At 34.5% G+C, this 23254-nt stretch carries 22 protein-coding genes; 12 read left to right on the top strand and 10 right to left on the bottom strand.

Annotation, left to right across the window (positions count from 1 at the left end; genetic code table 11):
- Positions 1-135: 135 nt before the first annotated feature.
- From K1X16_RS14875 to K1X16_RS14850, 6 genes are read right to left on the bottom strand one after another with little or no spacing between them, the layout of a single operon-like run.
- Positions 136-558, bottom strand: a complete 423-nt coding sequence (locus K1X16_RS14875) for a VOC family protein (RefSeq protein WP_262902582.1) — start codon at positions 556-558, stop codon at positions 136-138.
- A gap of 2 nt (positions 559-560) precedes the next feature.
- Entirely contained in the window at positions 561-1331 is a 771-nt protein-coding gene (gene rluF, locus K1X16_RS14870; RefSeq protein WP_225036972.1) for a 23S rRNA pseudouridine(2604) synthase RluF, read from the bottom strand.
- A gap of 21 nt (positions 1332-1352) precedes the next feature.
- On the bottom strand, positions 1353-2180 hold the full coding sequence (locus K1X16_RS14865) for an alpha/beta fold hydrolase (protein ID WP_225036971.1): 828 nt from the start codon (positions 2178-2180) through the stop codon (positions 1353-1355).
- A gap of 1 nt (position 2181) precedes the next feature.
- Entirely contained in the window at positions 2182-2556 is a 375-nt protein-coding gene (locus tag K1X16_RS14860) for a cupin domain-containing protein (RefSeq protein WP_225036970.1), read from the bottom strand.
- Positions 2557-2598: 42 nt separating this feature from the next.
- Positions 2599-3156, bottom strand: a complete 558-nt coding sequence (locus K1X16_RS14855) for a hypothetical protein (protein ID WP_225036969.1) — start codon at positions 3154-3156, stop codon at positions 2599-2601.
- A gap of 16 nt (positions 3157-3172) precedes the next feature.
- Complete coding sequence (locus tag K1X16_RS14850; RefSeq protein ID WP_225036968.1) at positions 3173-4711, bottom strand: helicase HerA-like domain-containing protein; 1539 nt, start codon at positions 4709-4711, stop codon at positions 3173-3175.
- A gap of 190 nt (positions 4712-4901) precedes the next feature.
- Between K1X16_RS14850 and K1X16_RS14845 the strand changes: the two genes are divergently transcribed.
- A complete protein-coding gene (locus K1X16_RS14845; protein WP_195871691.1) occupies positions 4902-5534 on the top strand; it encodes a 7-carboxy-7-deazaguanine synthase QueE in 633 nt (210 codons plus the stop codon).
- Between the two features lie 100 nt (positions 5535-5634).
- Here the strand turns inward: K1X16_RS14845 and K1X16_RS14840 are convergent, their stop codons facing one another.
- Positions 5635-6180, bottom strand: a complete 546-nt coding sequence (locus tag K1X16_RS14840; protein WP_225036967.1) for a DUF2911 domain-containing protein — start codon at positions 6178-6180, stop codon at positions 5635-5637.
- A 271-nt stretch (positions 6181-6451) separates the two neighbouring features.
- Here K1X16_RS14840 and asnB point away from each other — a divergent pair, with 271 nt between their 5' ends.
- The 6 genes from asnB (at position 6452) to gyrB (ending at position 14150) form a co-directional block, all read left to right on the top strand.
- Complete coding sequence (asnB, locus tag K1X16_RS14835; RefSeq protein WP_225036966.1) at positions 6452-8122, top strand: asparagine synthase B; 1671 nt, start codon at positions 6452-6454, stop codon at positions 8120-8122.
- 98 nt (positions 8123-8220) lie between these two features.
- The gene (locus K1X16_RS14830) at positions 8221-8814 is read left to right on the top strand and encodes a Crp/Fnr family transcriptional regulator (protein WP_225036965.1); all 594 of its coding nucleotides are present in this window, start codon (positions 8221-8223) and stop codon (positions 8812-8814) included.
- Positions 8815-8917: 103 nt separating this feature from the next.
- Positions 8918-9262: a hypothetical protein gene (locus tag K1X16_RS14825; RefSeq protein ID WP_225036964.1), complete on the top strand. Its 345-nt coding sequence runs from the start codon at positions 8918-8920 to the stop codon at positions 9260-9262.
- Positions 9263-9275: 13 nt separating this feature from the next.
- Positions 9276-10157: a pirin family protein gene (locus K1X16_RS14820; RefSeq protein WP_225036963.1), complete on the top strand. Its 882-nt coding sequence runs from the start codon at positions 9276-9278 to the stop codon at positions 10155-10157.
- A gap of 334 nt (positions 10158-10491) precedes the next feature.
- Complete coding sequence (locus K1X16_RS14815) at positions 10492-11379, top strand: pirin family protein (protein WP_225036962.1); 888 nt, start codon at positions 10492-10494, stop codon at positions 11377-11379.
- Between the two features lie 821 nt (positions 11380-12200).
- A complete protein-coding gene (gene gyrB, locus K1X16_RS14810) occupies positions 12201-14150 on the top strand; it encodes a DNA topoisomerase (ATP-hydrolyzing) subunit B (RefSeq protein ID WP_195871698.1) in 1950 nt (649 codons plus the stop codon).
- 55 nt (positions 14151-14205) lie between these two features.
- On the opposite strand, the gene K1X16_RS14805 is transcribed toward gyrB, so the two are convergent.
- The 3 genes from K1X16_RS14805 to K1X16_RS14795 all read right to left on the bottom strand — a co-directional run bounded on the left by K1X16_RS14805 (position 14206) and on the right by K1X16_RS14795 (position 16752).
- Positions 14206-14805, bottom strand: a complete 600-nt coding sequence (locus K1X16_RS14805) for a porin family protein (protein WP_225036961.1) — start codon at positions 14803-14805, stop codon at positions 14206-14208.
- A 34-nt stretch (positions 14806-14839) separates the two neighbouring features.
- Entirely contained in the window at positions 14840-15619 is a 780-nt protein-coding gene (locus tag K1X16_RS14800) for a membrane metalloprotease (protein WP_225036960.1), read from the bottom strand.
- An 80-nt stretch (positions 15620-15699) separates the two neighbouring features.
- Positions 15700-16752 carry a hypothetical protein gene (locus tag K1X16_RS14795; RefSeq protein WP_225036959.1) on the bottom strand — a complete coding sequence of 351 codons (1053 nt, stop codon included), beginning with the start codon at positions 16750-16752 and terminating at the stop codon, positions 15700-15702.
- 203 nt (positions 16753-16955) lie between these two features.
- Between K1X16_RS14795 and K1X16_RS14790 the strand changes: the two genes are divergently transcribed.
- The 5 genes from K1X16_RS14790 (at position 16956) to K1X16_RS14770 (ending at position 23229) form a co-directional block, all read left to right on the top strand.
- The gene (locus K1X16_RS14790) at positions 16956-17477 is read left to right on the top strand and encodes an RNA polymerase sigma factor (protein WP_195871702.1); all 522 of its coding nucleotides are present in this window, start codon (positions 16956-16958) and stop codon (positions 17475-17477) included.
- Between the two features lie 68 nt (positions 17478-17545).
- Positions 17546-18460 (top strand): FecR family protein, encoded by a 915-nt coding sequence (locus tag K1X16_RS14785; protein ID WP_225036958.1) that lies wholly within the window; start codon positions 17546-17548, stop codon positions 18458-18460.
- On the top strand, positions 18447-20987 hold the full coding sequence (locus K1X16_RS14780; RefSeq protein ID WP_225036957.1) for a TonB-dependent receptor: 2541 nt from the start codon (positions 18447-18449) through the stop codon (positions 20985-20987). The genes K1X16_RS14785 and K1X16_RS14780 overlap by 14 nt, the downstream gene beginning before the upstream one ends.
- A 76-nt stretch (positions 20988-21063) precedes the next feature.
- Entirely contained in the window at positions 21064-22080 is a 1017-nt protein-coding gene (locus tag K1X16_RS14775; RefSeq protein ID WP_225036956.1) for a DUF6588 family protein, read from the top strand.
- A 222-nt stretch (positions 22081-22302) separates the two neighbouring features.
- Complete coding sequence (locus K1X16_RS14770; RefSeq protein WP_195871706.1) at positions 22303-23229, top strand: malate dehydrogenase; 927 nt, start codon at positions 22303-22305, stop codon at positions 23227-23229.
- Positions 23230-23254: the final 25 nt, after the last annotated feature.

The raw sequence follows: 23254 nt of genomic DNA, 5'->3' as shown, positions 1-23254 counted from the left end.
CATTTGCTCATAACCTATACTACTATAGGTATAAAGCCTAAGTAATTTTTTATCAGTTTTCAGATGACAACAAAATTTTTGTTATTAGAGTTTTAGGAAAGCGAATGTTTATTCAGCATCTATGAATTGAATTTTTTACTTTGCAAATAACTGACTCATATCTTTAAAAGCTTTAAACTCTAGAGCATTTCCAGAAGGATCTTTAAAAAACATCGTTGCTTGTTCTCCAACTTGGCCTTCAAACCTAATATAAGGTTCAATGATGAATTTTATGCCTTTCGATTTTAATAATTCTGCAAATTTTTGAAACGCTTCCCAATCTAAAACCACACCAAAATGTGGCACAGGAACAGCCTTGCCATCAACAGCATTTGTATGAGAATCCTCTTCAGTCTGTTTTGCTTTGTAGTGAATTACTAACTGATGCCCAAAGAAATTATAATCTACCCAATGGTCGCTACTTCGTCCTTCTTCAAGTTGAAGTGTGTTGGTGTAGAAATCTCTGCATAAAGCTAAATCATGAACAGGGATGGCAAGATGAAATGGTAATACAGCCATAATTAGCGCCTGTTTTTTCTTGTTGTGTAGTTGTGCTTAGCCTCATACGTTTTTGTAGAATCACTAATTAATTGATTCAACGTTTTAAATTCGGCTTTAGTTAGTTCTCTATGCTTTCCAACAGGAATATCGAGTTTAATATTCATTATCCGAATTCGTTTTAAGGCTTGTACTTCATAATTGCAGTACTCACACATTCTACGAATTTGCCTGTTTAAACCTTGGGTTAAAATAATACTAAAGGTAAATTTATCTATCTTTTTAACCTCACATTTATTGGTGTGCTTATCTAATTCTTCTAAATAAATACCGCCAGCCATACGTTCAATAAACGTTTGAGAAATGGGCTGGTCTACAGTTACGATGTATTCTTTTTCGTGATTATTACTCGCCCTTAAAATCTTGTTTACAATATCTCCATCGTCCGTAAGTAGAATTAAACCTTCACTTGGTTTGTCTAATCTTCCAATAGGAAAAATACGTTTTGGGTAGTTAATGTAATCAATGATATTGTCTTTTTCAACACGTGTATCTGTAGTGCAAACAATTCCTATTGGCTTATTAAAGGCCAAATACACAAAGTCTTGCTTACGTTCTCCAATAATTTCACCATCTACTTTTACCACATCTCCCGATGCGACTTTGGTTCCCATTTCTGGCACAACATCGTTAATGGTTACTCTTCCTGCTTCGATTAATCGGTCGGCTGCTCTACGAGAGCAATAACCAGCTTCGCTGAGGTATTTGTTTAGGCGTTTTAAATCTTCTGACATAGTGTAAAAATACAATAAAGATTACTCATTTATAAACTCAATAATCTGAGGTGTTAAGGATGCATCTTTTAATCCATGTCCAAATCCAGATGTAGAAATTAATTTTGAATTTTTATAACGATTCTTAAGAAGAAGCGCATCTTCATAAGGAATGATTCGGTCTTCTTTATCATGAATAATTAAACCCTTTGCTTCAATAGAAGTTGTAAATTCAGCTGTTGAAAAATAGGTGATAGGTTGTCCATAACTTTCTAAAATAATAGAGTCTATGCCTTTTGAAATGCGACTATTGTAACCCATCATTTTTTTATATCTATCAAATACACCAATTGAATTAGCAGGAGCTCCCAATAATATGAGTTTTTCTACTGATGGTAACTGGTTTTGATAGACACTAAAAACACTAGCCATGCCGCCAACGGAATGTCCAATTACAACTTCTGGTTTAAATTTTTTAATAGCAACATTTATAAACTCAGCATATAAAATTGACGTAAATCGTTTGCCATCGGATCTGCCATGTGCAGGAGCATCTAAAGCAACAATGTTATAATCTTGATCTTTAAAATCTTTTAAAATATAGTCCCATCGCGATGTATTGCTTTCCCAACCATGTACTAATAAAATGGTTTTACCTTTCCCAACCCAACGGTAGGTTGCAATATCAAAATTGTTATAGGTAACTTCTTCAAAAAAAGCAGATTCAATAATACGTTTTTGGTCGTCGTTGTAACGCCCTTTTCTCGGTGATGAGAATAAATTTATTGCTCTTTTTGCTGCAAATTTGCTTGATATTAAGCTCGTTGCATTAAGTGCACTACCAATGGATTTAATTACAAAACTACTCATGCTATTGGTCTTCTCTTTTAACGGCTTCAATAGAAAATGCTGGACGACAAATTGCTAAATATTCACAAGGTTCTGTAAACGGATTAGAATATTGAACACGTACGTTTTTGTTTACTTTAATAGATTGGCCAGCTTCTAAAATAATCGTGTCTCCATCTATAATAAATTGCTTTTTTCCTTTTATTATAAATGTGTATTCGTCGAACTCTGGGGTCTGAAAAGGTTCAGACCAGCCAGCAGGTGCAACCATATGAGCAATACTTATTTCTGAATTGCCATCGGTTGCATTTCCAAAATGTTCTTTTATAATTTTACCATCTTCTGTTGGGAATAAAAAAGGGGTATTTTGAATAGTATAGTTTTGTTTTTTAGGCATATTTTAAATGTTTGCTATTAATTGAAGACTGCTAAACGTCGCTTACCAATGAATCATAAAGTATTTAATCTTCGCTTTTTCAGGAATTTGAATAGGATCAATGGCCATATCCATATCAAAACGCATACTTGCCGGTAATTCTTTTTTATCAATTGTAAAAGAGGCGTTTATTTCATTAACCGATACCACAATCACATTAATTAAATTGTCAATTTTTGAAATTTTATAAGCAGCCTTAATATCTTTAAATGTACTTAAGTTTGATATCTTTTTATTGGTGCTGTAACGCGAATCAATAATGTTTACACTCTTAATAACAGAAGTAGAATCTTTGGCTTTTCTAGGTGTTAGGTCTAAGAGTTTTTTGCCTCCTTTTTCATAAACTTCAATGGTGTTTACCGATCCTATGTAATCATCGCCAGAAACGTATCTAACAATAGAGTCCTTACTATAAATAGCATCTAATTCTTTTACCTGAGTAGAATCTGTTAATAAACCAATGTGGTTTTTAGCAATTTCAAACGGATTTTGCGCTTTGTCTTTTGTGCAGCTAGTTATTAAAAGTGCACATATAATTACAGTAAATAAGGTGTTTTTCATTTCAAAAAGTTAGTGTCTATTTAATCATTTTACTTATTATTCCCAAAACTCCTCGGATTACGGTTGCACTAGTTAGAACCTTTACAATTGGATTCATTCTGTTACTTCGAGCTCTAGTAGATCGGGTTTGTTTTTTGCTTTCTGCGCGTTTTAAAGCTTCTTTTTCTTCTTTGGCTTTTTGTTTCGCTTCTTCGGCTTCGGCTTGCTTAATTTTTTCATTTAGCATTTCGTAAGCACTTTCTCGGTCAATCTCTTGATTGTATTTTTTGGCCAGTTGAGATTGCGATAACAATCCGCCTAATTCAGCTTCCGTTAAAATATCCATTCGGCTCATTGGTGCACGCAACATTGTCGCCGCTAATGGTGTCGGTTTTCCTTTTTCATCTAATGCTGAAACTAAGGCTTCTCCAATTCCTAAGGATGTTAAAACTTCTGCTGTATCATAATACTCTGTGTCAGGATAATTCTGAGCCGTTAATTTAATCGCTTTTCTGTCTTTTGCAGTAAATGCTCTTAAGGCATGTTGTATTTTTAGTCCCAACTGTCCTAAAACGGCTTCTGGAACATCGGTTGGATTCTGAGTTACAAAATACAAACCAACTCCTTTACTTCGAATGAGTTTTACAATACTTTCAATCTGATTTAATAAGGCGTCCGAAGCTTCATTAAATATTAAATGCGCCTCGTCAATAAACATAATTAACTCTGGTCTTCCACTATCTCCTTGTTCGGGAAACGTTGAATAAATCTCAGCCAATAAACTCAACATAAATGTTGAGAATAATTTTGGCTTATCTTGAATATCTGTTAGTCTTATTATATTAATAAAACCGCGACCGTTTTCATCAATTCGTAATAGATCTTGAGTATCGAAAGAGGTTTCGCCAAAAAACAAATCACCACCTTGTTGTTCAATTTCTATTATTTTTCTTAAAATAGCTCCTGTTGATGCTGTTGAAATACGACCATAAGACTCCTGAAACTCCTCTTTGCCTTCATTTGTAGCATATTGTAGGATTTTCTTAAAATCTTTAAGATCCAATAAAGGCAAATGGTTGTCGTCACAATATTTAAAAATTACAGAAATAATTCCCGCTTGGGTTTCAGTAACATCTAATATTCTTGAAATTAAAACAGGACCAAACTCACTGATCGTTGCTCTTAAGCGAACTCCATCTTGTTCGGACAAGGTCATAACTTCAACAGGAAAAGCTTTAGGTTCAAAAGGTAAGCCTATTTGTTCGTGTCGTTCATCAATTTTTGCATGTCCATCACTTGCCTTTGCTAAGCCACTTAAGTCTCCTTTGATGTCCATTAATAAAACAGGTACACCTTTTTCAGATAAATTTTCGGCTAAAACCTGAAGCGTTTTTGTTTTTCCTGTACCAGTTGCACCAGCAATAAGTCCATGTCTGTTCATGGTTTTTAATGGAACCTTTACAAAAGTATTGGTCTTAGTTTCACCATCTAACATGGCAGAACCTAAGGTAATAAATTCGCCTTTAAACGTGTTTCCATCGTTAATGTCTTTTATAAAAGCTTCAGAGTTTTTCATTAATCAGAAAATTTGGATAAAAATAATGTAATTTTAATCAAGTATGAAATTGTTTTCAGTCACAGTCTTCGTATTGCAAAGTAAATATGACAAAATATTAAGTCTCTATGAATAAATGTTGAAGTATTGCGTAGAGTTTACTGTTCACTGCAACTAAATACTGCATACTTATTAATATATTTGCATCCTTATGACAAGACGAGAACGACAAGAGTTAATAGATAAAGGATTATTGCTGCCTTTAATGGAAGAGTTTTATACCATTCAAGGTGAAGGTTTCCACAAAGGAACAGCAGCGTATTTTGTGAGAATTGGTGGTTGTGATGTGGGTTGCCATTGGTGCGACGTTAAAGAAAGTTGGTTGGCAGAATTGCATCCTCCTACTGAAACTGAAAAAATTGTTGAAAATGCCGTAAAGTATAGTGATACCATTATTGTGACAGGTGGAGAGCCATTAACTTGGGATATGGGACCGTTAACAGCGCAATTAAAAGCAAAAGGTGTGCAAACGCATATTGAAACGTCTGGTGCTTATAAGTTAACAGGTGAGTGGGATTGGATTTGTTTGTCGCCTAAAAAAATGAAGTTACCAACAGATGAAGTTTTTGAAAAAGCACACGAATTAAAATGTATTATTTTTAATAAAGACGATTTTAGATTTGCGGAAGAACAAGCAGCAAAAGTAAATAAGGATTGCATTTTGTATTTACAACCAGAGTGGAGTAAGCGCGATAAGATGATGCCATTGATTGTAGATTATGTGATGGCAAATCCTAAATGGAAAGTATCATTACAGACGCATAAATATTTGAATATACCGTAAGTTTAGGTATTAGCGCGATTCGAATAAGAATTAAATAAAAAAGTTCCGAGAAGATTTATAATTCTCGGAACTTTTTTGATTTTTGTCTAACGTCTAACAATTACATCTTAAAAGGAACGGCAACTCTAACAGTTCCCCAACCTAAATGCATTTCTAAGGCGTCGTCACCCTTGTCAAAAGCAATAGAAAAAGCATCTAGTGACTCTTTTCCTTTAGTTACAGGTACAGTTACGCGTGCTACATCATTCTCTTTGTTGTAGAAGTAACTTCCCCAAACATTAAGGTCAGTACTGATGATAGCTGTCCATTCTTTTTGTCCAGGAATAACGTAAAATGTATAAGTTCCTGCTTTTACTTCAGTACCTCCTACTTTCATGTCTTTATAAAGTGTAAGTTCAGCAGCTTCGTTAGCACCTGTTCTCCACACTTCACCTTCTTTTGCTAATTCACTTACAGAACGGTCTTTTAACTGTGGACGACTATAAGTAATTTTAATTAGCTTGTTTGAGTCTTTATAATCGGCAGGAAAAGAAGCAGCATCCATAGGGCTTTTGTCTAAACCCTTAAATTCTTGCGCACCAACATTTAATGTCAATACCATTAAAAATGCGAAAGTAATCGAAGTCAATACGTTTGATGTTTTCATAAGAAATAATGTGTTTTTGGTTTTGTTAAAAATAGTTTTTAATTCAGCGAATAGTCGTAATTAAATATTAAAATTTACAAATTCATAGTAAAACTAATAATATTAAGATGGGTTGGTTTTAGTTTAGTGTTAATATGGCTAATAAAATTACAAAATGAAACTATTAAACGTGTTTGTGTTTTTAATATGAAAGTTTAAGTTCATATTTGTCCTGTAATTAATAATGGAAGGCTGAATTTAAGTATAGCCTAATAAAAAAAGATAAAAAGTTATGTGCGGAATAGTATGTGCGTTCGATATAAAGCAAAAAGTAGATGATTTAAGACCACAGGTTTTAGAGATGGCAAAAACAATCCGTCATCGTGGACCAGACTGGAGCGGAATCTATAGTGATGATAAAGTGATTATGGCTCATGAGCGTTTGGCGATTGTAGATCCAGCTTCTGGAAAACAACCCTTGTTCAGTCCAGATAAAAAATTAATCTTAGCAGCAAATGGGGAAATCTACAACCATAAGGCATTACGATCTCAGTTTCCAGATTATGACTTTCAAACTGAAAGTGACTGCGAAGTCATTTTAGCCTTATACCAAGAAAAAGGAGTTGACTTTGTAGATGATATGAATGGAATATTCGGTTTTGCTATCTATGATGCAGAAAAAGATGAATATTTTGTGGCTAGAGATCATATGGGAATTATTCCTTTATATATAGGATGGGATAAAAACGGAACGTTTTATGTCGCTTCAGAATTAAAAGCTTTAGAAGGTATTTGTACTAAAATTGAATTATTTCCTCCAGGACATTATATGTCTAGTAAAGATGGTGAATTTGTAAAATGGTACAAACGCGACTGGTCAGAATACGAAGCCGTAAAGGAAAACGAAACCAGTGTTGCTGAAGTAAAACAAGCCTTAGAAGATGCTGTACACAGACAATTAATGAGTGATGTACCTTATGGAGTGTTATTATCTGGTGGCTTGGATTCATCTGTAACTTCGGCTATAGCTAAAAAATATTCTGAACGACGTGTAGAAGCCGATGATAAAGAAAAAGCATGGTGGCCACAATTACACTCTTTTTCTGTAGGATTAGAAGGATCTCCAGACTTAGCAGCTGCTAAAAAAGTAGCCGATCATATTGGAACTGTGCATCATGAAATAAAATTTACCATTCAAGAAGGTTTAGATGCGATTAAAGATGTTATTCACAATATAGAAACTTACGATATTACCACAATCCGTTCGTCAACACCTATGTATTTAATGGCGAGAGTTATTAAGTCGATGGGAATTAAAATGGTATTGTCTGGTGAAGGTGCCGATGAGTTATTTGGAGGCTATTTGTATTTTCATAAAGCACCAAATGCACAAGAGTTTCATGAAGAAACGGTGCGTAAATTAGATAAATTACACATGTACGATTGTTTAAGAGCAAACAAAAGTTTAGCGGCTTGGGGAATTGAAGGTCGTGTACCATTTTTAGATAAAGAATTTATGGATGTGGCTATGCGTATTAACCCAAAAGATAAAATGATCAATGGAGAACGTATGGAAAAATGGGTAATTAGAAAAGCATTTGAAGACTACATTCCAGAAAGTGTCGCTTGGAGACAAAAAGAACAATTTAGTGATGGAGTCGGTTACAGTTGGATTGATACCTTAAAAGAACTCGTTGAAAAAGAAGTAACAGACGAGCAAATAGAAAATGCGAAATTCCGTTTTCCAATTAACACACCTTTGAACAAGGAAGAGTATTATTACAGAACTATTTTTGAAGGGCATTTTCCAAGTGATGCAGCAGCCTTGAGTGTGCCACAAGAAGCAAGTGTAGCATGTAGTACAGCAACTGCTTTAGAATGGGATGAAGCCTTTAAAAACATGAACGATCCTTCTGGTAGAGCAATTGCTAATGTGCATTCAGATTCTTATGTAAAAGCTTAGATTAAAAAAGCTAATTAGAAAAAAGACCAATCTTTTAATAAGGTAGGTCTTTTTTTTTACGCAGTATTGTCGTAATTTCATAATCTTAGTTTGAAATAATGTCGTTACCAAATTTTAGAAAATTTCTTATCGAAAAAGGAGGCTTGTCTGAAGAAGAATTTGCACAAGTAGAACCTTTCATAAAAACGAAATCAGTTACCAGTTATGAGTTTTTATTAAAAGCTGGTGAGGTTTGTTCGCACTCATTCTTTGTAGAACAAGGAGTGCTTCGGTTTTATGCTTTAAATGAAGAAGGAAAAGAAAATATTCTACAGTTCGCTACGGAGAGTTGGATTGTTAGTGATCGTGGAAGTGTGTTTTTTCAAGAGCCTTCAACCTATTATATTGATGCTATTGAGGATACATTAACAGTCGTATTAGACGATGCCTTTATTAGTGAAGTTGTAAAGGTCAATTCAAATTTTAGAATTCAAAACGAAAAATTACTACAAAATCATATTCGGCATTTATATAAACGAGTTACTTTATTAATTGGAGCAACAGCAAAAGCTAGATACTTAGAATTTGTAAATATGTATCCAGATATTATGTTGCGGGTGCCACAATGGATGATTGCTTCTTACTTAGGAATCACACCAGAAAGTTTGAGTAGAGTGCGCAAAGCATTAGCAAACGAAAACTTTAAACCCTAGAAATTCGACTTTACTAGTTTAAAGGTTTTGCTTCTTATCAAATGTCAATGCACGCCTCTTATTGTTGCTGTAGTTTTACAGTAAATAATAGAAAGGATAAATTATGAGACATTTAAAAGTACTAGTGGTCACTAGAGACACGACTATTCCAAAAGTTTTAAACTGGAAAGTTTCTACTGTAAATGCTGTAGAAATTGCCATTGAAAAATTACAACAACAAGCTTATAATGTGGTTGCAATATCTAACACATTTAATATCGAAGATAAAAGTAAATTAAGTCAGGTGATATCCATTTTATATGACGATGCCACTTTGGTAGAATATACTGATAATAAGACGATATCTGAAACTGTTAAGACGTCCTATTGGAGAAAAAACAAGCCAAACACACAAAGTAACTATTTAGACAATTCATTCGAAATAAAATTGGCAAATAGTATTAATTAAAAAAAATAGAACTATGAAAACTAATAAATTAAGAAGTATAGAAAAAGTAACCCAACCAGGAACACCACATTTTGTTGGTGATGGATTTAGAGTCCATAATTTCATTCCAGGAACATCAACCATGCAACGTATGGATCCGTTTATTATGCTAGATTATAATTCAAAGTATAATTTTCCACCAACAAACCAACCAAAAGGTGTTGGTGTGCATCCTCACAGAGGTTTTGAAACGGTTACCATTGCATATAGAGGTCGCGTTGAACACGATGATAGTTCTGGAGGTGGAGGTATTATTGGTGAAGGTGATGTGCAATGGATGACAGCCGCTTCAGGAGTTTTACACAAAGAATTTCATGAAACCGAATGGAGTAAAAGAGGTGGCGAGTTTCAAATGGTTCAATTATGGGTGAATTTGCCAGCAAAGGATAAAATGAGCTCTCCAAAATACCAAGCCATCGTAAATTCAGAGATAACCAAAGTCGCTTTACCGGACAATGGTGGAGAAGTAGAAGTGATTGCAGGAAACTATGAAGGTCATAAAGGGTCGGCATCTACATTTTCGCCTATAAATATGTTTAATGTAAAGCTCAAAAAAGGTGCAAAGACGCAATTGTCTTTTCCTGAAAACTATACAACAGCCTTGTTAATGGTAGAAGGAGATGCTAAAGTGAATGGAGATACCAATGCACCTCAAGATCATTTTGTGATGTTTAGCAATAATGGCGAGACCTTTACTGTAGAAGCATTAAATGATACCGTAATTTTAGTGTTAAGTGGTGAGCCTATTAATGAACCCATTGCAGCACATGGTCCTTTTGTGATGAATACACAAGAGGAGCTTATTGAGGCATTTCAAGACTTTAATACTGGTAAATTTGGGTATTTAGAGGATTAGTAATTATAAAAAGTAGTTCATTTTTTTTGAACTACTTTTTTTATATCTTTAAGAATTGAGAGACGAATTTAAAACATTCTACTTCGCAAAAACGAAGACAATAAGTGTTTCTAATTAGAGATTGATACTAACGTGGCTTTTATCCAATATAAAGAGAAGAGTCATTGAGTAGCGTTATTTTCATACCAAAGTGCAATCTGGTTTAAATTGATACAGGAGCTGCAAGCACTGTAGTTGACAAAACGCTAAAATATATTGAAAATCAAGATAAAAAACATCCGGATTATAAACGCAGAATAGATATGCGTTTAAAAGGGGACAACAACCTGTAATTATGTCTAACACTAAATTTATTATAGAAGAACGCGCTGCCAATATTGGTAATTTTATGGTTGGGCGTTTATTGCCATTTCGACAAAAACGTATGGTTGGGCCTTTCATTTTTATAGATCACATGGGGCCGGCTTGTCTAAGTGATTCTGAAAACATGGATATTGCTATGCATCCACATATTGGCTTATCTACCTTAACATTTTTGTTTGAAGGTTCTATTATGCATCGTGATAGTTTAGGAACGGAAATTGAAATAAAACCAGGAGCCGTAAATTGGATGACAGCAGGAAAAGGCGTAGTACATACAGAGCGAACTCCAGACTATTTGCGCCATTCAAAAAAAATGCTTCATGGTTTACAAATTTGGGTAGCCTTACCCAAAGCAGATGAGCAATGCGAACCATCCTTTACACATGTTTCTGCAGATGACATTCCGAGTTGGGAAGATAATAAGGTTAGTTTTAAACTTATTGCAGGTAAAGCTTTTGGCAAAAAATCACCAGTGCCTGTATATAGTCCTCTTTATTTTATTGAAATAAAATCTAGTGAAACTAAAACCGTTTCAATCGGTGAATATTTATATGGAGAAAGTGCTCTATACATTTTAGAAGGAAGTATTAAAAGTGATGGGCATACTTATGAGTCAAAACAATTATTAGTAGCAAAAGACAGTACTTTGTGTGCCTTTGAAATTCAAGCCAATTCAATCATTTATATTTTTGGTGGAGATGCATTTCCAGAAGAGCGTTTTATTGAATGGAATTTTGTAGCATCAGACAAAGCGTTTATTGAAAAAGCAAAGCAAGACTGGAAAGCCGATAGGTTTCCGAAAGTGATCAATGAAACGGTCCGTATTCCTTTGCCAACACCTAAGCGGTTTGGCAGTTAGTTATGGTTTGAAAAAATCATAGAAAAAATAAAGTTATTAAAGCAGGAAAAGCGGCATTTAGCAATGGTGTTTTAACGATTGTAATTACTATTATGGTGTTAGAGTTGAAAGCTCTAGAAGATACCGCTTTTTGAAGTTTATTAGCTGTAGTTCTAATATTTATAAGTTACTTGTTAAGCTCTATTTATATCGATGTTTATTGGAAAAATCATCATCATTCAGTTCAAATTACTCAGAAGATAAACGGGAGCAAACCGTGAGCGAACTAGCATTAGTTGGTATGGTTGTCTTTAATTCCTTCTACTACAGGCTGGTTGGGCGAAAATGAATATTATATTGAGGCAATACCTGTGGCTACATATCAGCTATTCCTTCAGCTTTTGTAAAGACATGACTTGCTATTACAGGACAATTTTGTTCTCTTGAAACGCTTAGAAAAGACGAAATGTGTAATTTTTTACTATAATTTTAACTTCAAAATCTCACTTGTAAGGCGTTTTCTGATTTTAGGGACTCTGAGATGAGTTTTAAATCGTCTAAATCAAATTTAAGCTACTTTTTAGCACTTCTAAGGCTGTTTTAGGTAATTAACAAATGTTGATAATTATCGTCTTCATTCCGTAAAAAGCTTTTAAAAAGCACTTTAAAATCGTATATTTGTTAGTATTCAAAAATGATACAAACGTGTCATTTTTTTTATGTCAATTAGGTTTAGAATTTTCAAGACACTATGTGAGAAAGTTTATTAGGCCGAATCGATCCCGTTGAAGAACGAGGTCTCATTAAAAATGACAAAAAAGAACTAAAATTTATTCAAGATAATGAGCGAAAAAAGAGAAGAATTTAACAAGGATAATTATTCCGCAGACAGTATTCAGGCTTTAGAAGGTATGGAGCATGTGCGTATGCGTCCTTCCATGTATATTGGAGATGTAGGCGTACGTGGTTTACACCATTTAGTTTATGAGGTGGTTGATAACTCTATCGATGAAGCTTTAGCTGGTCACTGTGATAATATTTCCGTAATTATTAATGAGGACAATTCTATTACCACAGAAGATGATGGTCGTGGTATTCCTGTAGATTTACATAAAAAAGAAGGCGTCTCTGCATTAGAGGTTGTAATGACTAAGATTGGTGCAGGTGGTAAATTTGATAAAGATTCTTATAAAGTTTCTGGTGGATTACACGGTGTTGGTGTTAGTTGTGTAAATGCATTATCTGAGCATTTAAAAGCTACGGTTTACAGAAAAGGAGAGATTTGGGAGCAAGAATATGAACGTGGAAAGGCCATGTACCCCGTAAAAAAGGTTGGTGATACCGATAAAAGAGGTACGATTGTAACCTTTAAACCAGATCCAACGATTTTTACACAAATATTAGAGTATAGCTATGATACATTAGCAAGTCGTTTACGTGAATTAGCTTACCTTAATAAAGGGATTACAATTCATTTAATAGATAAACGTCATAAGAAGGAAGATGGAGAGTTTGAAGGCGAAACATTTCATTCTGAAGAAGGATTAAGTGAATTTATCAAGTTTCTCGATGGCAACCGTGAGCCTTTAATGAAAGATGTTATTTCTTTTGAAGGTGAGAAAAATGGTGTGCCTGTAGAAGTTGCTATGGTTTATAATACCTCTTATGCAGAAAATTTACACTCGTATGTAAATAATATTAATACCCATGAAGGAGGAACACACCTTTCTGGTTTTCGTCGTGGTTTAACGCATACACTTAAAAAATATGCTGACGAATCTGGTATGTTAGACAAGTTAAAATTTGATGTGTCTGGTGATGATTTCCGCGAAGGTTTAACTGCTATTGTATCGGTAAAAGTTCAAGAACCACAGTTTGAAGGGCAGACCAAAACCAAATTAGGAAACCGTGAAGTTTCAGCCGCTGTAAGTCAGTCGGTTTCTGAAATGCTAACAGATTATTTAGAAGAAAATCCTGAGGATGCTAAAACCATAGTTCAGAAAGTGATTTTGGCTGCTCAAGCACGTCATGCAGCTCAAAAAGCTCGTGAAATGGTGCAGCGTAAAACCGTAATGAGTATCGGTGGTTTACCTGGGAAATTATCAGATTGTTCTGAGCAAGATCCTGAAAAATGTGAAATCTATCTAGTAGAGGGAGATTCTGCAGGTGGAACAGCAAAAATGGGAAGAGATAGAAATTTTCAAGCCATTTTACCATTAAGAGGTAAGATTCTTAATGTAGAAAAAGCGATGACGCATAAAGTGTTCGAAAATGAAGAAATTAAAAACATGTTTACGGCTTTGGGAGTAACCATTGGTACCGAAGAAGATAGTAAAGCTTTAAACCTTTCAAAATTAAGATATCATAAAATTGTGATTATGTGTGATGCCGATATCGATGGTGCGCATATTGAAACTTTAATCTTAACCTTCTTTTTCCGATACATGAAGGAGTTAATTGAAAAAGGGCATATTTATATTGCTACACCGCCTTTATACTTGGTGAAGAAGGGAGCGAAAAAAGAATATGCATGGAATGATGAAGAGCGATTTGCTTTAATGGAGCAGTATGGTGATGGAGCAAAAATACAACGTTATAAGGGTCTTGGAGAGATGAATGCCGAGCAACTTTGGGATACGACTATGAACCCTGAGTTTAGAACATTACGTCAAATCCATATTGATAATGGAGTAGAAGCAGACCGCGTATTCTCTATGTTAATGGGAGACGAAGTGCCGCCTCGTAGAGAGTTTATTGAAAAGAATGCTGTTTATGCTAATATTGATGCTTAAATCAGTTCATTTATAAACAAAAAAAAACGCATTTTTAAAATGCGTTTTTTTTTGCTTAAAAATCAAATCCTAGTGAGAATTGCCAAACTCTATTTTTAGGACTTCCTTCGTCGTAAATATCACCTAATCCAAGATGGTATCGCACGCCTAAACTTACACCCGAATCGGTTTTAAATCCGCCACCAAAGTTCATTCCCCAATCAAAACGGCTGGGTTCAAATTCTTGTTCGGTATCAAAAAGGTTAAAGCTACTATCAAATTCTTCTTTATGAGAGATGGCGAATCCAACCTGCGGTCCTGCTTCTAAAAAGAAATTGTCTGAAGGGTAGATTTTTAAAACTAAGGGCAAGTTAATGTAGTTTAATTTCTGTGTAAATGTGCCACTGTTGTCTTTTACCTCATACCCTTGTTGCGAATACAGTAATTCCACTTGAATGGCGATATGCTTAGAGGCAAAAGATTCGCCATAAAAACCAACGTGAAAACCATGGCGTTGACCAGTTTCGCTATCTTCATCAAAACTTACAGCAGCTAAATTATAGCCAAACTTTAAGCCGGCATTAGATTTGTTTTTATAAGTGTCCGTACTATCTTGTGCCTGTAGTGTGCTCACGATACACAAAGCTGTAAATAGGGTTAAAATTGTATTTTTCATGATTGTGTTATTTTAAACATTAGTTTGTTAATTCTTATTTTCCGCCGTTAGCTCTTAAATCATCTATGCAAGCGCTATCTAGTTCTGGGGCAGAGCTCATAGTAACCATAGCATCTAGCCCTGTTGAAGATTCCGTAGCCCAAAACATAAGACAACCTTCATCGTCACAATGCTTAGGATGTTCGGCATCTTCATGCGCAGTTTCCATTGGTGTACCTAGATTGGTGAGGCCGAGAATATGCCCAAACTCATGAGTGATTACAGTGGTTTCTAATAGCGTTCGGTCGGGGTCAAAAGGACTATTACTAAGATTCTGAATAGTGGCTTCATAAATTACAAACGAGGTATTCCAATACGCGGTACCTAAAACCGAATTACTATCCGTATTAGAGGCAGATTGGCCATCGGCAAAAAAGACCCAAAGCGTCAATTGGTTTTCGGTATTGTAATTGTTACGATGCGCAATTTCAATATCCGCAATATCTTGAACCGTATAATTTTCAAAACCTGGGGATGTAATTGCTCTTTTTTCAACCGTAATTCCATTAGGCTTATAAGTTCTGTCGTCTATAAAAGAAATAAAATTCGCAATACTCGCATCATTAGGTTCAAAGCCGTCTACATAAACAAGTTCTATAAGAAGGCTTGTAAACGTGTTGTCTGATAAAAAATCATGCGCAGAACTTCCTGTGGACTGCCTGTTGAGGTTAACCTCTGTATTTTGGTTTTCTGAGGCGGTCTCAGCGTTTTCTTTAGAGCAGCTCGCTACCAAAACGAATACTAAAAATGCGACTAAATAGTTGTAATTTTTCATTGTATTTAATTTTATAAAAGCAGCTACACCTAATGTAGCTGCTTTACCATAACATGTACGAAACTAATGCATCATTGGATTTATATTTGGGCTAAAACCAAGGTTACTGCAGCATTTGTAGTACTCTGTAGGGAAATTGTATTTTCAGAATAACTTGTTACTTCCCAAGTGTTATTTAATAATTCAAAATTAGCGTTTTCAGAAAACGTTAAGGAAATAAAAACATCGAGTTCTGAAGCTACTTCGTAAGTCCCGTTAACTTCTGAAATTGCTGAGTTTGTGGTGTGCACTGCGGTAATTGTTAAATCATTAGCGAAATTTAAAGTATAGTCGCTAAACTCATTAGCAGTATCTACCCCAGCAGTTACAAAGGCATCAATGGTATACACACCTTCAATTAAAATAGATTCTATGTCTTCAGCTTGGTCCTCGGCATCTTCCATATCGTCATCCATAGCAATACACTCAATAATTTGCGCTTCTAAATCGGCATCACTTGTAATTTCTACAACAGTGTCGCTATTTAATGTCGCAGTGATAGGGTAGTTTACGGAAAAGAAAGCGGCATCGTCAAAATTATTCATGTAGGCATATAATTGTTGTTCAGATTCAATAACAACACTTCCTGTTTGCTCTATATTAGCGTCATAAGTTAAAATGGTTATTGGAAAATCAATGTCTAAACAATTTATAGCACTTTCTGCTTCGTCCTCGGCAGTTTCACAAGCTTCCATTAATTCGTCAAATTCAGATTGATTGGTGACAATAACTTCTGTATAATTACTTAATCTAACTGTTATCGGAAATTGAAATACAACGCTGTCATCATCATTTGTAAATTCGCCAATAATATCTAAAACTAAGCTGTAATCTGATTCCGTAATCAAGGTTACTTGCGTGTTATTAACCGTAGCAGTTACAGGTAATAATACGGACGAACAAGACATGCCATCTAAAAAGTCGTCAAAACTACCATCGTACATTGCAGAACGTTCTAGGTTACTTGCGGTTGTAGAGTTGGCAGAATTGGTGTTTGGGTTGTCGCCATTTTCACTGTCAATTTCATCTTGACAAGAAGTGAAAGCTAAAGCAAACAGACATACTAATGCGGTTAAGAATTTTGAGGTTTTCATACTATTGATTTTTTTGGGTTAAAAATTTTAAAACTTAAATAGCGTGTTTTACGCTTTCTATAGTTAAGACCCTTATGTGCCTGTTTACCCTATGATTTTTTTTAATATTTTTTTAATTTAGTTGTAGTCGGTTGATTTTTAGCGTGTAATAATTTGGTTTTTTTATGTTTATTTTTGCACCTATAGTCTTGTAATTCTATTTTATGAGTAAATCATTGTCTAAACTCTGTGAAGAGAAACACTTCAATTCATTTTATTTACATCACGTTCAAGCGCTCAGTAATTTTGCCTACTATAAATGTGGCGACAAAGCACAGGCCCTAGATTTGGTGCAAGATGCTTTTGCAAAAGTATGGGAAAATTGTGCTCAGGTCGATTTTAATAAAGCGAAATCCTATGTGTTTACCACGGTAAATAACTTGTTTTTAAATGTGGTTAGGCACCAAAAAGTAGTCTTGTCTTACGCTAAAGCATCGCCATATTTAGACAAAACAAATTTAAACCCAGAATACCTTTTAGAAGAAGAGGAATTTAAAAAGAAACTACAGTCTGTAATTACAGGTTTGAGTGATGAACAGCGCGAAGTTTTTTTATTAAACCGAATAGAGGATAAAAAATATAGAGAAATCGCCGAGTTACTCAATATTTCTCAAAAAACCGTTGAAAAGCGAATGTCAGGCGCACTTAAAGCCCTAAGAGAAAAACTGGATGATGTAAATATTTGAGTAAAATTAGAAACCTTTTATAGGGTAAATATCAGTTGGCGTGTCTTATTATAGAATAGCTCAAAATCATGAATAAAGAAAGCGACATATTAAAATGGTTTAATGGTGAAATTTCTACGGAAACCATAAAAGAACGGTACCCTAATGAGGACTTTTCGAGTTTAGAGAAATCACAGTTTTATGCCAAACAACTTGAAGTTCCTCAAATTGATGCTCAAAAAGCTTTAGAAGACTTTAAAAAGCGACCTTTAAGAAAGGATAGTACCAAGGTTATACCTTTAAATTTTAAATCATTTATAAGAATTGCCGCTATTTTAGTAGTGATGCTTGGGGTAGGTTATGCGTTGTTTTTTAATAATACAACGACCTACTCAACAGCTATAGCACAAACCGAAGTTTTAAATCTACCAGATGATTCCGAAGTTATTTTAAATGCGAAATCTCAATTGCGCTTTGATAAAAAAGATTGGGAAAAAAATAGAAATTTAGATTTAGATGGTGAAGCTTTTTTTAAGGTTACTAAAGGTAATAAATTTACAGTACATACCGATGTTGGGACAATACAAGTATTAGGAACACAGTTTAATGTAAAAGAACGTGACAATTATTTTGAAGTGCAATGTTACGAAGGGTCGGTGCAAGTAGCCTATAAGGATAAGAAAACAATATTAACACCTGGGAAAACGTTTAGAGTAGTTAAAGGTGAACAAATTGTGGTTAAAGATTTTAATTCTGAGAATCCAGCTTGGTTAGTCCAAGAGTCTAGCTTTGATAATGTACCGCTTTGGCAAGTTATAGATGAATTAGAAATTCAATACAATATGGTTATTTCAGCCGAATCTGTAAACACCTCTAGTTTATATTCGGGTAGTTTTACACATAATGATAAAAATATTGCTTTACAGTCGGTAACTATTCCTTTAAAATTGAGTTATAAAATAGAGGGGAATAAGGTTGAATTCTATAATTATGAGTCTCAATAAAGTACTTTGCATTCTAAGTTGTTTTGTCCTCAGTTTTGCTACAAATGCACAAACTGAATCACAAATAGCATTGGCTGATTTAATCCCAGAATTAGAGGCTAAATTTGATGTGAAGTTTTCTTATACCTCAGAAGCAGTAAACCATATAGTTGTAGAACGACCAAATGAAGAAGCGTCCTTAACAACGATTATTTCGAACCTGAATGCGACCACTTTATTACATTTTAAGTTTTTAACGGAACGTTATATAACTATTTCTACCATTGAAAAAACAATTAACATTTGTGGTGTTCTAAAAACAGTGGATGCGATACCGCTTTACGGTGCATCCGTATATGTTTCAGGCCATACTAAAGGCGTGGTCACTGATGAAAATGGCAAATTTACCTTGAATGATGTTGAGGTGGATGCGACTATTACTATATCTTATATAGGATTTGAAACCAAAAAGCTAAAAGCCCTGTCCTTACGAGGGCAAAAAGATTGTGTTATCATAACAATGACGGCCAAAAGTGAAGTTCTTGACGAAATTGTAATTTCAAAATTTTTAACGACCGGTTTACAACAACGTGTAGATGGTAGCACACAATTAAACACGGAACAATTTGGGATTCTTCCCGGACTCACTGAGCCCGATGTATTACAGTCTATACAAGCTTTACCAGGTGTAGAAAGTTTGAATGAAAGTATCGCAAATATAAATGTGCGTGGTGGTACTAATGACCAAAATTTAATGTTGTGGGATGGTATAAAAATGTATCATTCAGGACACTTTTTTGGTCTTATTTCGGCATACAATCCCTATTTAACAGAGAAAGTTATCGTGACAAAAAATGGAACTTCTAGTGCTTTTAGTGATGGGGTTTCTAGTACTGTAAATATGTTTACTAAAGATGAGGTTAATGAGACGTTCTCTGGAGGTTTTGGTGCAAATCTTATTCATGCCGATGCGTTTTTTGAAGTGCCAATTAGTAAAAAAATAGCTTTGCATGTGTCGGGCAGACGTTCATTTACAGATGTGTTTAATTCGCCAACTTATGAAAATTATTTTGAACGAAGTTTTCAAGATAGTGAACTCACTACTAATGGCGAAGATATCAATGAGGTCGCTACAGCTTCGGATTTCTATTTTTACGATTATACGGCGAAGTTGTTATATGATTTAAATGAAAAACATCAGTTTAGAGCTCAGGTCATTGGGATTAATAATAACCTCGATTATGAAGAAAGTTACACCAATAATAGTAATGAAACCGAATCTAAAACCAGTAATTTAAAACAGACAAACTTAGGTTTTGGTGGCGATTGGGAAGCTCAATGGGGAGCGCGATTTCAAACCCATTTAAGCTCGTATTATTCACAGTATAATGTAGATGCTATTGATTATCGTGTAGAAACTGACCAAGAATTAATTCAGGCCAATGAAGTGCTTGAGACAGGTATAAAACTAAAAGCAAACTATAAGATTCACGATAATTTAAATGTTTTAAACGGCTATCAATTTACGGAAGTTGGTATCCTCAATGCGACTACAGTAAGTAATCCGGTTTATAGTCGTACCAAAAAGGATGTCCTTTTAAATCATGCCTTTTTTAGCGAAATAGAGTTTAAAAATAAGACCTTATTTGTTAGAGGCGGCGTACGTGCAAATTATTTTCAGAAGTTTAGTAAGCTTATCATAGAGCCCAGACTGAATTTGCGCTATCAGTTGTTTAATAATTTTGCGATTAAATTTTTAGGGGAGTTTAAAAACCAATCTGCAACACAAATTATAGATTTTCAAGATGATTTCTTAGGAGTAGAAAATAGACGATGGATTTTAGCGAATGAGCAAACCATACCTATTTCAGAAAGTAAACAAGGGTCTTTCGGTTTTCAGTATAACAAGCATAATTTTTTGGTGGATATTGAAGGGTTTTACAAAACGGTGGAAGGTATTACAGTATCCAATCAAGGGTTTTATAATAATTTCCAGTTTATAAATGCTATAGGGAATTACACGGTAAAAGGTGTAGAGTTCTTAGTGAATAAAACAGCGCATAAGTACAGCACATGGCTAAGTTATACTTATAGTGTTAATGATTATGAATTTAAAACATTAGAGCCTTCTGTATTTCCTAATAATGCCGATTTAAGACACTCAGTGTCCTTAGCATTTAATTATGATGTGTTGCCTAATTTTAAAGCATCAATAGGAGGTCTATGGCGATCCGGACAACCATTTACAAAACCCGTGGAAGGTAATGAAACCGTGCAAAGTGGGAATAGTACTTTTGTAAATTATGACAGCCCAAATAGCGAATACTTAGAGGATTTTATGCGCTTAGATGCCTCATTGAATTATTCATTTAAGCTGAATGATAATGTACAAACCTCAATAAAAGTCGGGGTTATTAATGTATTGGATCGGAAGAATACGATTAATACATATTATAAGGTAGATCCTAATGATAGCAATAGTGCTATTCGAATTAAAAAGGAATCATTAGGGTTTACACCAAACATTAGTTTTAGATGTGATTTCTAAGACGAATGACGGCTGCTTAACTTAGTGTTAATCAGTTATTTTATATATTTGTTAACAATAAAAAAATCTTAACCTTATGAAAAAATTAGCTCTGTTTATCATCTTATGTGCATGTACCATCAGTGTTAAAGCACAAAACGATATTGACGTATTGCTTGCTGGCGGTATTGAAGATGCACAACGTTTTACAAACGATTATTTAGCTCCTGGCACTAACGGGATTATGCATAGTATGAATGCCAATTGGTTTAATTCGGCAAAAGTAAAACCCTTGGGCGGCTTTGAAATTTCAGTAATGGTTAACGCCTCTTTGATTAAAGATGAACATAAAACGTTTAATTTAAACACTGCAGATTACAATAATGTAGAATTTGTTCAGGGACCGAGTTCACAGTTGGTATCTTCAGTTTTAGGTGAAAATAATCCACCTATATTTGTTGAGATTGAATACGAAGATCCTGTATTTGGAAGTCAAACTACGCAGGTTGAATTGCCAGAAGGTATTGGGGCTAACAGTGCAAATCTGTTGCCAACAGCATTTATCCAAGGCGCCTTAGGACTTAGTAGTGGTCTTGAATTAAAAGCAAGATTTGTTCCTAAATTTGAAAATGAAGATGTGAGTCTAAGTATGTATGGAGCAGGTTTGCAAATGGAAATTACAGATTGGTTTCCAACGAGTAAAATGTGGCCAGTGGCACTTTCGGGTTTAGTAGCTTATAGTCATTTAGATGGTTCTTACAACCTCTTGGAGTCTTCTGGGATAGATGGCGAAAACCAACGTTTAGAAAATAATACCAATACGTGGTTGTTTCAGGTACTGGCATCCACAAAATTACCAGTTATTAATTTTTATGGTGGAATTGGTTATATTAAAGGGAAGTCTGAATCAGATTTATTAGGCGATTATAGAGTGACAGATGGTATATTCTTTACTGAAACAATAACAGATCCGTTTTCTGTGTCGAGTGATGTCTCTGCGGTAAGGGGAACTATTGGCACAAAATTGAAACTAGGTTTTTTTAGACTTAATGCAGAATATCATTTATCTGAATTTGATGCATTTTCTGTAGGTGTCAATTTTGGATTTAGATAATTGAAGCATAAGCCTATAAATTAACAAAAAAGCACAAGATTTCCCCTTGTGCTTTCTTCGTTTACAGTATTTTTATTTGTAAATTTACAGTCGTATTTAACACCTAGTTTCATATTAAAAAAAACCTATATAACTTGAAATGCGTTGTTGTGCTACTTTTTATAAGAATAAAAATAGTGCATAGCACATTTCATTCGACATTAATTTAAATAAAAAAAACAAATGAAAGTTACCGTAGTAGGCGCAGGCGCAGTAGGCGCAAGTTGTGCAGAGTATATTGCAATTAAAAATTTTGCTTCAGAAGTTGTCATTTTAGATATCAAAGAGGGATATGCTGAAGGAAAGGCCATGGATTTAATGCAATGTGCTTCTTTAAATGGTTTTGATACAAAAATCACAGGAAGTACAAATGATTATTCTAAAACAGCAGATAGTGATATTTGTGTAATTACTTCAGGTATTCCGCGTAAACCAGGAATGACACGTGAAGAATTAATTGGAATTAACGCAGGTATTGTAAAAACAGTATCATCTAGTTTGGTAGAGCATTCACCAAATACAATTATCATTGTAGTGAGTAACCCTATGGATACCATGACCTATTTGGTACATAAAACTACAGATTTACCAAAGCATAAAATTATCGGAATGGGTGGAGCTTTAGACTCTGCACGTTTTAAATACAGATTAGCTGAAGCATTAGAAGCTCCAATTAGTGATGTTGACGGTATGGTAATCGGTGGTCATAGTGATAAAGGTATGGTGCCATTAACTTCACATGCGACAAGAAACAGTATTAAAGTATCAGAATTTTTAACTGAAGAGCGTTTAACTCAAGTTGCAGAGGATACTAAAGTAGGTGGAGCAACATTAACAAAATTATTAGGAACTTCAGCTTGGTATGCACCAGGTGCAGCAGTAAGTGGATTAGTTCAAGCCATTGCATGCGATCAAAAGAAAATATTCCCTTGCTCTACATTGTTAGATGGAGAATATGGCTTAAGTGATTTATGTATAGGTGTACCAGTTGTATTAGGTAGAAATGGTATTGAAAGAATTGTTGACGTCTCTCTGAGCGATGCTGAAAAAGATCACATGAAAGCAAGTGCTGAAGGTGTTAAAAAAACTAATGGTTTATTAGAATTATAGTCCATTGAATATATAACAAACACGA

This window comes from Winogradskyella sp. SM1960 (assembly GCF_020179375.1).
Classification (GTDB): domain Bacteria; phylum Bacteroidota; class Bacteroidia; order Flavobacteriales; family Flavobacteriaceae; genus Winogradskyella; species Winogradskyella marina.
This window is presented reverse-complemented; position numbering and strand designations above follow the sequence as displayed.